11 protein-coding genes are annotated in these 15810 nt (G+C 34.3%); all 11 read left to right on the top strand.

The genetic code is table 11. The features are described 5' to 3' along the window. Positions 1-10 precede the first annotated feature (10 nt). A complete protein-coding gene (locus tag C7381_RS08860) occupies positions 11-91 on the top strand; it encodes a hypothetical protein (RefSeq protein WP_425433148.1) in 81 nt (26 codons plus the stop codon). Positions 92-395: 304 nt separating this feature from the next. Continuing rightward, positions 396-1715: a CAP and S-layer homology domain-containing protein gene (locus C7381_RS06190; RefSeq protein WP_116480296.1), complete on the top strand. Its 1320-nt coding sequence runs from the start codon at positions 396-398 to the stop codon at positions 1713-1715. Between the two features lie 238 nt (positions 1716-1953). After that, positions 1954-6960, top strand: a complete 5007-nt coding sequence (locus C7381_RS06195; RefSeq protein ID WP_116480297.1) for an S-layer homology domain-containing protein — start codon at positions 1954-1956, stop codon at positions 6958-6960. Positions 6961-7072: 112 nt separating this feature from the next. Continuing rightward, entirely contained in the window at positions 7073-8038 is a 966-nt protein-coding gene (locus tag C7381_RS06200) for a BMP family lipoprotein (RefSeq protein WP_116480298.1), read from the top strand. A 172-nt stretch (positions 8039-8210) separates the two neighbouring features. After that, entirely contained in the window at positions 8211-9221 is a 1011-nt protein-coding gene (gap, locus tag C7381_RS06205) for a type I glyceraldehyde-3-phosphate dehydrogenase (protein ID WP_116480299.1), read from the top strand. A 2-nt stretch (positions 9222-9223) separates the two neighbouring features. Beyond that, positions 9224-10408, top strand: a complete 1185-nt coding sequence (locus C7381_RS06210; RefSeq protein WP_116480300.1) for a phosphoglycerate kinase — start codon at positions 9224-9226, stop codon at positions 10406-10408. Beyond that, positions 10398-11171: a triose-phosphate isomerase gene (tpiA, locus tag C7381_RS06215; RefSeq protein WP_116480301.1), complete on the top strand. Its 774-nt coding sequence runs from the start codon at positions 10398-10400 to the stop codon at positions 11169-11171. The genes C7381_RS06210 and tpiA overlap by 11 nt, the downstream gene beginning before the upstream one ends. Beyond that, the gene (gene eno / locus C7381_RS06220; RefSeq protein WP_034545883.1) at positions 11172-12461 is read left to right on the top strand and encodes a phosphopyruvate hydratase; all 1290 of its coding nucleotides are present in this window, start codon (positions 11172-11174) and stop codon (positions 12459-12461) included. It abuts the gene before it with no gap. A 93-nt stretch (positions 12462-12554) separates the two neighbouring features. Beyond that, a complete protein-coding gene (locus C7381_RS08715; RefSeq protein ID WP_052085375.1) occupies positions 12555-13574 on the top strand; it encodes a C40 family peptidase in 1020 nt (339 codons plus the stop codon). 45 nt (positions 13575-13619) lie between these two features. Next, entirely contained in the window at positions 13620-14471 is an 852-nt protein-coding gene (locus C7381_RS06230; RefSeq protein ID WP_116480302.1) for a bifunctional 5,10-methylenetetrahydrofolate dehydrogenase/5,10-methenyltetrahydrofolate cyclohydrolase, read from the top strand. Positions 14472-14596: 125 nt separating this feature from the next. Continuing rightward, positions 14597-15790, top strand: a complete 1194-nt coding sequence (locus C7381_RS06235; RefSeq protein WP_116480303.1) for a copper amine oxidase N-terminal domain-containing protein — start codon at positions 14597-14599, stop codon at positions 15788-15790. The last annotated feature ends 20 nt before the right edge of the window (positions 15791-15810 follow it).

Genomic DNA, 15810 nt, shown 5'->3' on the forward strand with positions numbered 1-15810 from the left:
ACATACAAAAATAAAAACATTAAAAAGAATAAGCTACGGCTTTAGAAACTTCGATAGTTTTAGGAATAGAATATTTTTGATGTGTAAATAGAAAAGAATATGTAACAGCGGCGGCGAAAACCCCTAGGGGTTTTGTTTGCCATGCAAAAAATCCGAGAAATTGAACAGAGTTATTTTTAGTAGTTATGTTTTACTAATAATGTGTATTTTTAAATGAAAGAGAGGCTTGTTTTTATGCAAGCCTCCCCCATTGTTGACAAAGAGCCTATAAATTTTACTTCTTATTGACAATATAGATTATTTTAATATTGGTATTTTAAAACAATATTTTATATTGTAAAATATTTAAATATATATTATAATAAATATAGAAATATATTTTACAGGAGTGAATTATGTTTAAGTTAAATAAGCAAAAAATAATGATTGCACTTCTGTTGGCAATACTAATAGCTAGCAGCGGAGTCGTTGAGTCGGCTCAAATTGAGTTTAAGGACATTTCCAGTCACTGGGCGAAAGATATAATTGTAGAGACTGCAAGTAAGGGATTTATAAACGGTTATGAGGACGGAAGCTTTAAACCGGACAATATGATTTCTGTAAAGGAAGCACTTGCGATTTTAGGAAGATATGCTATGTCGAATCAAGAATTGGTAAACAATCAAGTTGCGGACTACCAAATTGAACCGAATAGTAAAAATTGGGGATATTTAGAAGTGAATTTTGCTATGGATAGAATGCCTATGAATATTTTTGCGGGTTCAGAAAGTTCAAGAGCAATTACTAGAGAAGAAACAGCATATATTATTAGTAATTTGTTTAAAGGAATAGAAGGAACGGAAAAAGTTCAAATTTCAGATATAAATAACTCAAAGTTTCAAGCGGAAGTACAAAATCTTGTCGCAGGTGGAATAATAAGTGGCTTTCCTGATGGCTCGTTTAAGCCGGAACTACAAATTACACGAGCAGAACTTACAAGTCTTTTATTTAAAATTATAAGAATGGATTCGCCATCATCTACAAATGAAAATGAATCTACTATAGATTTAATAAATAATAAAGGTGAATACGAAAATAATATAGACGAACAAAAAACAATAGAAGCAAATAAAGCTCAGTTAAATAATGAAAAATTCAAATATACAAACAATTTTACAGAACTTTTTAATAGTGGTAAAATAATTGATTTTGATGAGCTAAGAGATGAATTTATGTATTTGTTGAATAAAGAGAGAGAAGCAAATGGAGTGGCACCTCTTACTCTTGGAGAACATCTTAGAAGAGGAACTGAGACGAGGGCAATCGAACTTGCTGAAAATGGTTATCACAGAACTGGAAAAAATTATGATCAATCACACAAGAGACTAGATGGATTAAGAAGTTTTAGAACGGCTTTTGATTATTTACCTTCTTATGATAGATGTAAGGGTTGTTCGCTCGGAGAGAATGTTTTGGTTTATACTTACACTCCTGGGAATGAAAAATATAGTGCTCAAGATCCGAAGTATATTAATGATGTAAAATTTATAGCAAAGTATTTATTTGACATATGGAAAGGTAGCGAAGGACATTACAGAAACATGATGAGCAGTAGTTATAACACCACTTGGTTGGACGTAAAAGTCAGCGGTGTGATATATAATTACGGTACAGAAAAGAAGGATTATCCATTACACACAATCCTTGCAGTTCAAGTATTTGACTCGGAAAAATAAAATAAACAAATCATTACCTACGAATTTAAAGAAGGCCATGTTCATAATTGGCCTTCTTTTTTATATAATTATTAAAATATCCATTAATCTTATGACTTAAATCACAAATACGGAATTATTAATAGTTAATAGGCTGGAAACAATAAATAATATGCATTTTTAACAAAAATTTACTTGATTTAGAGTACTTTCAATGTTATAATTATAATTGACTAAAAAAATTATTTGGAGGTTTTTTATGAAGAGAATAATTTCATTGACACTTGTATTCTTGATGATGATTACATTTGTGCCAGTGCTTAATGCACAAGGTGCAAATTTAATTGGTATATCCATCAATGATGGAGCAAAAAGTAAGGAATTAAGTGTTGATTTCAAAAAGTCGGGAGGTAAATTAGAGGCTAAAGTATATACTGAAGGCATTACTAATTTACAAACTAGAGCTAGAAAAGATACAGTTTTTTATCAACAAGATGATTACAACAATAATCTTAAGCCTAATGTAGAAAATAAGGGCGATTATTTTCTATACACTTGCACTATACCTAAAAATGAAACTGAGTCTGATGTAGTTTGGACTATTGAGTTTAAGGGCGAAAAGTGGTCTAGTGGTGGAAAGATAAATGTAAGAGTTTCTGGAAAAGAAGATTCTGGCGAGCCAAGCCCAGAACCTAATCCGGGTCCTGAGCCTAATCCAAATCCTACACCTACACCAGGTGAAGATACTAATAAAGCACAAATTCTTGGCATGGATATGGGTGACGGAAAGCTGGTTAAGACATTTACTGAAAATATTAAGAATGCAAGTAAAACTTATACAGCAATTGTAAAGACTAAGAATGTCGATAAACTACAAGTTAAGTATACTTCTAATGGTAAAATTGCCTTTAATGGTGTAAACAATAAAATTACAAATATATCTAAAGATGAATTTAAAGTAGAACTAACAATACTTGAAAATTTTGCAAAAAGTTGTAAAAAATATGAGATCAGTATAGGACATGGCGAATTACCTGGAGACTACAGTGACGGTATTAAATTAAATATAAATATCGATGGAACAGAGAATAAATGTACACTTGGTGGTAATGATGAAGACCCAATAGAGAGAGTTGCTACTATTTCACGTGTTAGTGATACTGAAGATATTAAAGATGACGTTTTAAACATGGAGATTGACTCAAAAGAGCAAGATAAAAAAGTTTATCTAACACTTATAAACGGTGACATCTTGAAAGATGGTGAATTAGATGCTATTGTAAAGAAAGATACAGTTATGGATCCTTCTATAAAAACTACATTCACTGGATCTAAGAATGCTAGAGTAGCTAGTATTCCTTTTCCTGAAAACACAAGTGACAAGGACATCACTTATGAAGTAACATTCATGATTAAAAACAAGCTTCAAAATGGTAAGAAGCTTACTATAGTTCAAAAGAAGAAGTCCCAAGAAGAAAAAGAAGCTAGTATTGAGCTATTTACTTTAACAAATGAGAATATTCCTCTTAGCGGTGGTTCAGTAAGAGCTTCTGTTTTTGGTGAAAACATTGATACAAGTAAGCTGAGTGTAAAGGTATATGATGGAGATAGTGATATAAGCGGCTCTATGATGATGAGTCCATTTATTGGAAGAGAAGATGTTGCGACAAGTGATATCACTTTCAAAGAAAGCGTTGAAGACAAATCTTATACTCTAAAGCTATATTACGCCGGTGAAGAAAAAATGACTGCAAACTTGGTTCAAAACAAGTACGGCAGCAACAACGACTCTATAAACTTCCAAGCGAACAGAATATTTAAAGCTGGAAACAAGATTATAACTGAGTTTACTCACGACATTTTTGAAGCATATCCAAATGCATTGAAAGATAATACAGAAATAGCGTTTGATGGAACAGCAGATATTGAAAAACACGAAGGAAAATATGTAAAAGCTGAGCCTAAATTTGAAAAGCTTAAAGATGCTGACACAGTTGAAATTCAAGGTAACAAGATAATTGTAACATTATCAGAAGAAAGAGAATTTAAGAATGCACCTAAGATAAGATTCGGATTTAGGACATTCAAAAATCCGGAAGGAATCTACAATGGAAGAAAAGACAATAGAATAAACAGCTACTTTATTCAAGACGGTAATGGAATTATATTGTCAGCAGATTTCATAAGTGATAAGGTATTAACTTCACAAGGTGGAGATGTTGAGCTTAAAATTCATGGAATTGAATTAAGTGATGACGAAACGAATGCAAGTCACACAAGAGTAAAAATCATTAAGATGGAAAATCTTAAGAAAGACAGTGAACAAACAGAAGTTCCTTACACATTGGAGGGCAATGGAAGTGAACAAATATTGAAGTTCACATTGCCGGAAAACAATTCAAATAGAACTGAGTCTTATACTGTTCTTCTATCAACTGACGGACGCGTATATGTTTCGGATGTCAATGCTACAGCAAATGATAGAGCGAATCTTCTTGTTCTATCAGTTTTACCGGAAGGAAAGAACAAAGATGATATGACTCTCGGTTTTGCGAGAATTCAAAGTTACGGTACAAGCGGCGGAAGCACGGAAAAGCCGGACCTAACTCATACAACTCCACCTCTGGGACAAGAAAGCAAAAAGACTTGGGTTACGATTTATGGAACAAACTTTAAGAACCCGATGACAAAGATTAGAGCGAAAGCTGAGGTTCCTGCGGGAAGCGGAAAATATGTTTACTGGTATCCGGTTAACGAAGGCACTCAAGACAGCGGCGACAAGTTCATCATGGTCGGTGTAAGCAAGGGGCTTTACGGAAAAGATAATGTTCAAATGCTTGAAGTGATTGCACCGCGTGGATACAGAGGAAACATAACTTACACATATGAAATCGCTATAGACGGTGTAAATTACGATACGGAGCTTACAACTAGTGTTTTACTTCTTGATGACGGTGAAGACCAAGGTATCAGAAAAAAACATGAAGAATTTGTTCGAGAACTTTCTGTGAAATACCAAGATGAAAGTGGTAATGAAATAAAAACTACAGAAAATATGCATGTTATGAAAAACATGTCGTTAAGAGTAGTGGGAATTGATAAAGCGCCTGAAATTGATGGATATAAATATAAAGAGCTCAAGGGTTTAAACAAAGACCTAAATAAAGAACTCGCCAAGATTGATATGCTTAGAAAGTTAGCAGAAAATGGAACTATATCAGAAGATGAAAAACAAGAACTTGCAAAACTTGAACAATGGGTTAAGGACCACAAGGACATTGAATTTGATACAGTTATCGGAGATATCGAAGAATTAGTTTTTGTTTATGAAAAATTAGAACAAGATGAATATATTAATATTCCAGATCCTAAATTCTTAAAAGTTATAAACAAGAACTTGGATCCAAATCGTCCTGACAATCAAAAAGTTACTAAGAAAGAGATGGAAAGCTTAACATTGATCTCTCATTGGCTAGATAATGACGGCAAGCCTGGAATTCAAGACGATGCTAATAAATCCATACTTGGAACTCCAAAGAGCTTGGAAGGTACAGATGAGTTTAAATTCATGATAAGCTATGGAATTAAGAGCATAGAAGGCATACAATATGCTAAGAATCTTAAGAAGTTGAAGTTAAATGAAAATGAAATCAGCGACATTAGCTACTTGAAAGACTTAGACAAGCTTGAGTATCTGGAAATTTCAAGAAACAGAATTGTTGACATAAAGCCGCTTGAAGGATTGACTAATCTTACTTTCTTAAAACTATACAACAACTGGATAGAAGACCTTACACCAATAAAAGGGCTTACTAATTTAACAGGTCTTGACGTGCATAATAATGTAAGACAAAAGATGATAGATGGGAAGAGAGTCAATAGTCACGGCATAAGTGATATATCTATGCTAAAAGATTTGACTAAGCTTAACTTCTTGGATGTATCGGCTAACAGTTTAAAAGATGCAACTGTTATTAAGATGTTCCCAGATATAAAGGATATGGACCTTTCAGGCAACCACATCGAAACATATGAGGGCCTTGGCGAATATATTGCAGGTAAGTATATGCAAGCTCAAATGGGAATTGGAAGTCTGAACTTCTGGGCACAAAGCGTTACAGAAGATGAGCCTATAAAAGTAAGTGTAAAAGAACTTGAATTTGATAATAAATACAAAGGCTACAAGGAACTATTCACAACATTAATTAAGAAAATGAATGAAGATGATGCGCCTAGCGATGAAGATGCGTTACAAATGGCTCAAGACTATACTATGATAGAAACAAACTTAGATGAAGTGGATGCAAGCTACGATTTGAAAACAAATAAGATTAAATTAAATTTAAGTGATGATTTCTTAAAAGAAAATAAAGATAAGCTAGTAGATGCACAAATTAAGTTTACATTTGCTTATGCGTACCAATGGAGTTTGAACGTAAAACTTGACTTAAGGGAAGAAAAATCGGAACCACAACCTGAACCAAAACCACAACCTGAACCTGAACCGGATCCACAACCGGTGCCGGATTATGATGTAGTTGTAAGACCGAGACCTGGACGCAGACCGGATACAAATGGAAAGAAAGAGGAAATAAAGCCGGAAGAAAAGAAAGAAGTTAAAACTGAAGAAAAACAAGAGGTTAAGGCTGAAGAAAATACCGTACTAAAACCGATTGCAAAAGAAGTTCAGCTTGATGTTAAAGAGCCGACTTTACCTGTCAATTTAAAGGATATCCCTAATGACGATTTCGGCGTAGCTATAAAGAATATGGTCAGTCGTGGAGTTCTTGTTGGAACGAGTGAAAAAGAATTTTCTCCTGATCTTTCGATTTCAAGAGCGATGGTAACTGAAGTATTTAGAAGATTGGCAACGGATAAAAACGCTGGGGAAAATGTAAAATTTGAAGACGTTAAGGACGATGCCTGGTATGCTGAGTCAGTTAAGTGGGCTGCTTTCATGAATATTATTAAAGGATATGAAAATGGTACCTTTAAGCCAAATCAAAAAGTCACAAGACAAGAATTTGCTATAATGATTTGCAGGATGCTAGATGCTTTCAAAATAGAATTACCAAAGGGTAGTAAAGTTGATTTAACTCAATTCGGAAGTTTGGAAAATTGGAGTAAAGATGCTGTTATACGAGTACTTCAAGAAGGTTTATTAAAAATTGAACCGAACGGAGAATTAGGTCCTAAGAGTCTTGTAAGTAGAAAGGAACTTGCATTGGTACTTGATAAGATTGTAAAATTTACAATGAGCAAATAAATTATTGTTAAACAACATGGAGGCTTGAGAAAATCAAGTCTCTATTTGTTTGAAAATATTTTTGGTTTACTATATAATTAGTCTATAGAATAATGGTATTAGGAGAATTTATATGAATAGAAATAGAATAATTATTTTAATTTTAATTGCATTATTTATTTTCGGTTGTAAAAAGCCACAGGAAGTTAAAGAACCGGAGAATGTTACGCCGATAAAGGTCGGAGTTTTGGATCACGGATACTACAGCGATAAAAGTTTTGTGGATAAGGTTGTTTCGAGTTTAAATAATAATTTTAATATTGATGCAAAAAAGCTTACAATAGACGAAACACAACATTTTAATTTGGAAGATTCGGAATTAGTTTTCGGTATCGGGACTGTTATGAACGAATTTTTTCCTGCGATTTGTGACAAGTATCCGGAGAAAAACTTTGTTCTTATAGATTCAGTTTTAAAAGAAAAACGTGAAAATTTGAAGGAGATTGCAATAAAGCGTGAGGACGCAGCATTTCTTGCCGGCATTATAGCTTCTAAGATTTCAGATAATAGAAAAGTTTTATTTGTCGGTGGAGAGAAAATCCCTTTAGTTGAAAGTGTGGAATATGGTTTTAAGAATGGAGTAAATTATCTTGAAACAGAAAGTCCGATTGATTTCAATGTGGATTATTTAAGTTCTTTTCATGATGTTGATGCTATGAGTGAACTTTTAAATAGCTTTAAGAACGGTGGGGCGGATGTTGTTTTTAGTGTTTCAGGAGATGCGGATATAAAAGACGATGACGCAAGTTATAAGTTAATAAAGTTTGATGATTATTTGGCGAACGGGTCGTTGAGACCGGATATTTCAATAACGGTGGATTATGGGCGAGTAATTAAAAAGTTTATGGAAAGCGGGGAGCCGAATTTTTCGGAGTATTCTTTAGAAGATGATGTAGTTTTTGTTGATGTAAAGAATTATTTGGATGAGGAAGGCTTGAAAACTGTAGATGAAATAAAGAATGACATTATTAGCGGAAAAATTTTAGTTCCATATGATTCCGAGTCTTATAAGCTTTATATTAATAAAAATTTAAAATAAATTTGTTAAAAAGAGAGATAAATTAGAACCTGTGTAATTAATTTATCTTTTTTTATTTATATTCAAACATTAGAAAATTTAATCAATCTATGGTATAATATATGTGTAAGAGCACATTTAGATTTGTGCAAAAGATTTCCATTTGGAAACGAATTTTTAAGGAGGAACTTAAATGAAAGTTGGTATTAATGGCTTTGGCCGTATTGGACGTGATGTAGCAAGAATTCTTTTGGAAGGAAAACATCCTGAATTAGAATTGGTTCACATAAATGCAAGCGGTAATCTTGATGATTTAGCTCATTTATTCAAATATGACTCAATTTATGGGAAATTGCCTCATGAAATAGAAGCGACTGAAAACGGATTTGTTATTGACGGTAAAAGCATTAATTTCACTCAAGAACGTGACCCTGAAAAGATTGACTGGTCAAAAGATGGAGTTGAGATTGTTATTGACGCAACAGGTGCTTTCAAGGATATGGAAGGTCTTGGTAAACATCTTCGTGGCACTGTTAAGAAGGTTATTTTGACAGCTCCGGGCAAAAAATTGGACAATACAATAGTTATGGGTGTAAATGATGACACTTATGACAAAAATACACAAAATATAATTTCTAATGCAAGCTGCACAACAAACTGTTTGGCACCTGTTGCAAAAGTTATCGAAGATGAATTCGGAATCGAAAGAGGTCTTATGACAACTGTACACGCATATACGGGAGACCAAATGCTTTTGGATAGCAGACATAAAAAAGATAGAAGAAGAGCAAGAGCTGCGGCATTGTCTATGATTCCTACAACAACAGGAGCTGCAAAGGCTGTTGCACTTGTTATTCCTTCACTTGAAGGAAAATTAACCGGTTATGCACTTCGCGTTCCGACACCGACTGTTTCAGTAGTTGACGTTGTTTTAGAACTTAAAAAATCTGCAACGGTTGAAGAAGTTAACAATGCTCTTAAAAAAGCTGCAAACGGTAAGATGAAGGGAATATTGGGATATACAGAAGAAGAATTAGTTTCTGTAGACTTTACAGGAGATGAGAATTCATCAATTGTTGATTCAAAACTTACTCTTCAAATGGGAGACAATATGTTCAAAATTGTAGCATGGTATGACAACGAATGGGGTTATTCAATGCGTGTTGTAGACTTGGCTCAAATGGTTGCAAAAGCGGAAAAATAAAAATGAAAAAGATAGTAACGGATTTAAAAGTCGAAGGAAGAAGAGTTCTTGTCAGAGTAGACTTTAATGTTCCTATGAAAGATGGAGAAATTACAGACGATTTTCGTATAAGATCTTCACTTAAAACAATAAAGTATTTGATAGATCAAAAAGCTCGCGTTATTCTTATGAGCCATTTGGGCAGACCAAAGGGTGAATATAAAAAAGAATTTTCGCTTGCACCTGTAAAGGCAAGACTTGAGGAACTCTTGGGACAAGATGTTGTTTTTATTGAAGCAACGACTCCTGCAGATGAGTTGACAATTGCTGCAAGTGAAAACTTGAAGAACGGGGAAGTCATGCTTCTTGAAAACACAAGATTTTCACCGGGAGAAGAAAAGAATGATCCGGAATTTGCAAAACTTTTGGCAAAGCATGCTGATTATTTTGTAAATGATGCTTTCGGTACAGCCCACAGAGCTCATGCTTCGAACGTTGGAGTTTCAGAACTGATGCCTTCTGCTGCAGGTTTTCTTGTAGCAAAAGAAATTGAGTATATAAAAGATAATCTTGACAATCCAAAAAGACCTTTTGTCGCAATTCTCGGTGGGGCAAAAGTTTCCGATAAAATTGGTGTCATAGAAAATCTTTTAAATAAAGTAAATGCAATTTTGATTGGTGGAGCAATGGCAAACACATTTTTGAAGGCAAATGGATATGACATGGGCAAATCGCTTGTTGAAGATGACAAAGTTGAGCTTGCAAAATCGCTAATTGAAAAAGCCAAAGAGGCTAGAGTTGATTTAGTCTTACCGGTTGATGTTGTGGTCTCCGAAAGTTTAGATAAGCCAAAAGATGTAGAAACGGTTTTGCTTGAAGATATACCTAAAGATACTATGGCACTTGATATTGGAAAGATGACTATTAATCTATTTGCAGACAAAATAAAGAAGGCTAAACTTGTTATTTGGAACGGTCCAATGGGCGTGTTTGAAAATGAAAAGTTTAGCAAAGGAACTTTTGAAATTGCAAAAGCTGTTGCAGAATCTGATGCGATTTCGATTATTGGCGGCGGAGACAGTGCTTTAGCTGTAAAACTTTCGGGATATGAAGACAAAGTGTCTCATGTTTCAACGGGCGGCGGAGCAAGTCTTGAAATGATGGAGGGAAAAGAACTTCCTGGTATCGCTGCAATTAGTGATAAATAAAGGTGATAGTTTGAGACGTAAAATTTTAGCGGCTAATTGGAAGATGAATATGAGAAGGGATGAAGCAAAATCCCTTCTTTCATCTATAAATAAAATGAAGATTAAAGATGGAAGGGAAGAAATTATTTTTGTCCCTTCTGTTTATCTCGAAATGTGCGAAAACGCATTAAAAGATACAAATGCATGTTATGGTGCTCAAAATGTATATTCAAAAGAAAAAGGAGCGTTTACAGGCGAAATAAGTGCACTTCAAGTTAAAGACTTCGGTGCTAAATATGTTCTGGTTGGACATAGCGAGAGAAGAACTATTTTTAATGAAGACGGCGATTTTTTGAATGAAAAAATAAAAATGATTCTTTCTGCAGGCTTAACACCGGTTTTATGTGTCGGCGAGCCGCTTTCTGAGAGAGAAAATAAAACTTATGAAGCTTATTTATATAAAGAGCTAAAAGAAGCTATGAGTGGTGTTTCAATCGAAGATGCAAAAAATATTATTTATGCTTATGAACCGATTTGGGCAATTGGCACGGGTAAGACTGCAAAAATCGGTGAAATCAAAAAAACTCTTGAGTTTTTAAGAAATACACTCGACTATATGTATGATGGTGTTAAAGAAGACGTTCATTTACTATATGGCGGAAGTGTGAATAAGGAAAACATTGATGAAATTATTAATACTGATCATGTGGATGGAGTTTTAGTAGGCGGAGCTTCGCTCAAAGTGGATGATTGGGAAAGAATTCTAAATTGTGAGGTGAAATAAATGAGTTATATCTTAGATGTACATGCAAGGGAAGTATTGGATTCTAGAGGAAATCCGACTGTTGAAGTAGATGTTGTTACGGAAAATGGAGTAATTGGTCGAGCAATGGTTCCAAGTGGGGCTTCTACGGGTATTCACGAAGCTTTGGAACTTCGCGATAAAGATAAATCACGTTATGGAGGAAAGGGTGTTTTAAAGGCCGTTTCAAATGTAAACGATGTGATTGCACCGGAACTTATTGGACTTTCTATATTTGAACAAACACTGATTGACAGAGTTTTAATTGAACTTGACGGCACAAAATCAAAGGAAAAACTTGGGGCAAATGCTATTTTAGGCGTAAGCATGGCAGTTGCTAGAGCTGCTGCAAATGAACTACAAATGCCGCTTTATAAATATATCGGTGGAGTCAACGCAAAGACTCTTCCGGTTCCGATGATGAATATTTTAAACGGCGGGGAACATGCAAACAACAATGTAGATATTCAAGAATTCATGATTTTACCAGTCGGTGCTAAGAGTTTTAAAGAAGCTTTAAGAATGGGTGCTGAAATATATCACGAATTAAAAAATGTTTTAAAGGACAAGGGACTTCAAACGGGTGTAGGTGATGAAGGTGGATTTGCACCGGATTTAAAGTCAAATGAAGAAGCACTTGAAGTTATTGTTTCTGCTATTGAAAAAGCAGGATATAAACCGGGAAAAGATATTTATCTTGGACTCGACGTTGCATCCACAGAGTTTTATAATACCGAAAAGAAAATTTATGAAATGAAGGGTGAAGGAAAATCATATACAGTTTCAGAGCTCATTTCGTACTATAAAAAGCTTATTGATAAGTATCCTCTTATTTCAATTGAAGACGCATTTGCAGAAGACGATTGGGAAGCTTGGGAAGAATTTACAAAAGAAGTTGACGGTAAAATCCAACTTGTTGGCGACGACTTGTTTGTAACAAATACAGAGAGACTTGAAGACGGGATAAAGAGAAATGTCGCAAATTCAATTCTAATTAAGTTAAATCAAATCGGAACTCTTACAGAAACCATTGATGCTGTAAAAATGGCTATGAAAGCAGGATATACTGCCGTCATAAGTCATAGATCAGGAGAAACTGAAGATAGTTTTATTGCTGATTTGGCTGTTGCATTAAACGCAGGACAAATTAAGAGCGGGGCTCCTGCAAGAACTGATAGAGTTGCAAAATATAATGAGCTTCTAAGAATTGAAGAAGAACTTGGCGATGATGCTGAATATCTTGGATTAAAGACATTCTACAACATAAAATAATCTAAAACCTTCGGTTCATCCGAGGGTTTACATAAGAAGCTTGACACGATATATTTAAATATGGTAAAATAAATATATCGCGAAGGAGGAACTATGCACAAAGTTATAAAGAATGTACTAAGAGTAACGGGTGCTGTTGCCGTATTGGCACTTGCAACGTTTGACACAGGTACTATAATTAACCCGGTACAAGTAACTACGCCGAGCGGAAAACAAACGTCATTTACTGACGGCGAAAATGTTGAAATAAAAGAAACTAAGTCTGAGGGATATGTTGTAGTAAAAAATAATGAAAATGTCCTTGTTACTAAGAACAATATTCTTCTTAAAGAAGTAGTTTCAAGTAATATTGTAGTTAAGAGAATCACAGCTCTCAAGAAAGATAAAAATACAGATGATGCGATAAGATTTTTACTCGAAGACGAAGAGCTTAGTGTGATAAAAAACGAAGGTCAATTTTCATTGGTTAAAACTGAAGACGATCTTACAGGATATGTTCTTTCTGAAGATATATCCGTATCAGTTATGCCAAAAATAAACCTTGGATTTATTAAGAATGCTTTTGTATATGGCGGACGCCAATACAACAAAGATGATGCTGTAATTGTTCGTGATTATGAAAATGGGAATTTTATTTGTCTTGATAATGCTGGAAACATTCTTGCAATTCAAAAAGATAATATCAGATTTCAAGATGAATTCCTTAATAGAAGCGATGATGAACTTAATAGAGTCAACATTGCAGAATCAAACAATCTTGTTTCAATAGCAAAATCACAGCTTGGGAAACCTTATGTATTTGGTTCATCAGGTCCAAGCTCGTTTGACTGCAGCGGTTTTACTACATTTGTTTTTAGACAAATGGGTATTAAATTGCCAAGAACAAGTGTTTCACAATCAAGATTTGGAAAACCTGTTGACAAGGCAAACCTTCAAGTTGGAGACTTGTTATTTTTCAATACATCAGGAGCAGGAGTAAGTCACGTCGGAATTTATATCGGAAATGGACAATTTATTCATTCTGCTTCAGGGATAAATCCAGGCGTTGTTATTGACAAATTAAATTCAAATTATTATATCAGAACTTATGTTAATGCAAGAAGAGTTTTATAAATTAAAAGCGGATTAGTCCGCTTTTTTATTTTAATGGAGGTATTTATGAAAGAGTTGAGAGGAAAGATAGTAGCAGATAAGCTAAAAGCTGAATTAAAAAAGAGAATTGAAGTCTTAGAAAACAAAAAAGTTAGTCCAACGTTAGCAATTGTTAGGGTTGGAGAAAATGATTCGGACATTTCGTACGAAAGGGCAATTTTAAAAGTTTCGGAATCCATTGGTCTTCACACAAAACCAATAGGACTACCGGTATCAATTACCACTGATGAACTAATTGCTGAAATAGAAAAGTTGAACGCTGACAAAAAAGTTCATGGAATTTTAATGTTTAGACCACTTCCAAAATCTATTGATCAAGAAAGAGTTGTAAATGTTGTCGCACCTGAAAAAGATGTTGACGCAATGAATCCGGTAAATCTTGAGAAGATATTTGAAGGTGACAAGAGCGGCCTTGAACCGGCAACACCGCGTGCTGCTGTTGAAATGATAAAAGGTCACGGATACAATCTTGACGGCAAGGAAGTTGTCGTTATTAATCGTTCTATGGTTGTTGGAAAACCGCTTTCGATGATGCTTCTTTCGGAGAATGCAACTGTCACGATTTGTCACAGTCACACAAAGGATTTAAAGAACCACACTAGAAGAGCAAATTTTGTTATAACCGCATTGGGCAGACCTGCATCACTTGACAAATCATATTTCACAAATGATTCTATTGTAATTGACGTTGGAGTCGGAACAACAGAAGATGGAAAATTGTCGGGCGATGTAAACTATGAAGAAGTTAAAGACTATGTACAAGCAATTACACCTGTACCGGGTGGAGTAGGCTCAATTACAACTACGATTCTTCTTTCGCAAGTTGTAAAAGCATGCGAACAACAAACAAACAAATAAATTGATTTTTACTCACCGTTCATGCGGTGAGTTTTTGTATTTATATCTATAAAATAATTTAGATTGATTTTTATAATATTAAATTGTATAATTATATTATACAATTTATCATATTGGAGGTAAGTATGAAAAAATTTATTTGTATTTTGGCAGCATGTATTGCCATATTGATTTCAAGCAATTACTCAAAGGCTGAAGGTTACAACTTGTTTATTGACGGTGAGCAAAAACAAGCTGATGTTATCATGGAAAACTCAAGAACATTTGTGCCGCTTCGTTTTATTTCAGAAACTATGGGATACAAGGTTGATTATGATGCTAAAACAAAGAGTATAACAATTACAAATGGCACACAAACTTTGGAGCTTAAAGTCGGCGCAAATGAATATGTAAAAGATGGAGTAAAGGGGTTTATGGATGTAAAGACACTTATTAGAAATGACAGAACGTTCGTTCCACTCAGATTCTTCGGTGAGGCTTTTTCTAAAACAGTCGGTTGGGATCAAGCATCCGGCTCTGTTTACATCGGAGTAAAACCTGAAAAATTCCCTATTCATAAAACAAACGAATACACAGCAAAAGAATTTCCTAAATTCGGTATTAAATTAATTTTGCCACCTAAATTTGATGACAAAATGTTCATTAAAGAATCAGATGATGGTGAGCGTCTTGAAATTCGAAGCAAATTTGTTGAAGCATACAAAAAAGATGAAGGCTTCGTTCAATCATATTATCTGAGTAACACATATAATCCGGAATATGAAGATATGGGAATGAAGGTTGAATTTTATTCGAAAAATAAATATTTGATCAAGCAATCCAGCATGGACTTTTTCACATCGAGTGGAGTATATTATGACGATATGAGGGAATGCTTTAAAATTGCGGACCAAATTATTATTGTTCCACTAGCACCGGCTTTACCGGAAGGAAAGAATGTAAGCGCAGATGTTAAAAATGGAAATCTTGTATACAAATTTGGAAATCCACAAGTAACAGTTGAAGTTCCTTTAAAAAATCTAAAAGATGTCAGGGTTAGATTATATGAAATCGGACTTGGATTCTATGACTTAAAAAATAGCTCCGGTGCAGGCGGAAGACTTTTTGATATAGTCCAATTTAAAGGCGAATCGGAATCTCCGAATAATTTGTTGTCAGTTGATAACGGTATGTCGCTTAGAAAAACAGGCCCTAGTGATGTACAATACAGAGACGATGTTCCTGAACTCAAAAAATCTTATTTCGACAAGATGACACTTTTGGAAAATTCTGTTGTTAAAGTCGGAAATAAAACATTGAAACCGAATAAGAGAATATAATTAAAAATTAAAAATAATTG

This window comes from Ezakiella coagulans (genome assembly GCF_003096635.1).
GTDB classification, from domain to species: Bacteria; Bacillota; Clostridia; order Tissierellales; family Peptoniphilaceae; genus Ezakiella; species Ezakiella coagulans.

What these genes read in the sequence shown, in the direction of transcription:
- C7381_RS06190 (WP_116480296.1), top strand. Translation starts at nt 396, where the DNA reads ATGTTTAAGTTAAATAAGCAAAAAATAATGATTGCACTTCTGTTGGCA.
- C7381_RS06195 (WP_116480297.1), top strand. Translation starts at nt 1,954, where the DNA reads ATGAAGAGAATAATTTCATTGACACTTGTATTCTTGATGATGATTACA.
- C7381_RS06200 (WP_116480298.1), top strand. Translation starts at nt 7,073, where the DNA reads ATGAATAGAAATAGAATAATTATTTTAATTTTAATTGCATTATTTATT.
- gap (WP_116480299.1), top strand. Translation starts at nt 8,211, where the DNA reads ATGAAAGTTGGTATTAATGGCTTTGGCCGTATTGGACGTGATGTAGCA.
- C7381_RS06210 (WP_116480300.1), top strand. Translation starts at nt 9,224, where the DNA reads ATGAAAAAGATAGTAACGGATTTAAAAGTCGAAGGAAGAAGAGTTCTT.
- eno (WP_034545883.1), top strand. Translation starts at nt 11,172, where the DNA reads ATGAGTTATATCTTAGATGTACATGCAAGGGAAGTATTGGATTCTAGA.
- C7381_RS08715 (WP_052085375.1), top strand. Translation starts at nt 12,555, where the DNA reads ATGCACAAAGTTATAAAGAATGTACTAAGAGTAACGGGTGCTGTTGCC.
- C7381_RS06230 (WP_116480302.1), top strand. Translation starts at nt 13,620, where the DNA reads ATGAAAGAGTTGAGAGGAAAGATAGTAGCAGATAAGCTAAAAGCTGAA.
- C7381_RS06235 (WP_116480303.1), top strand. Translation starts at nt 14,597, where the DNA reads ATGAAAAAATTTATTTGTATTTTGGCAGCATGTATTGCCATATTGATT.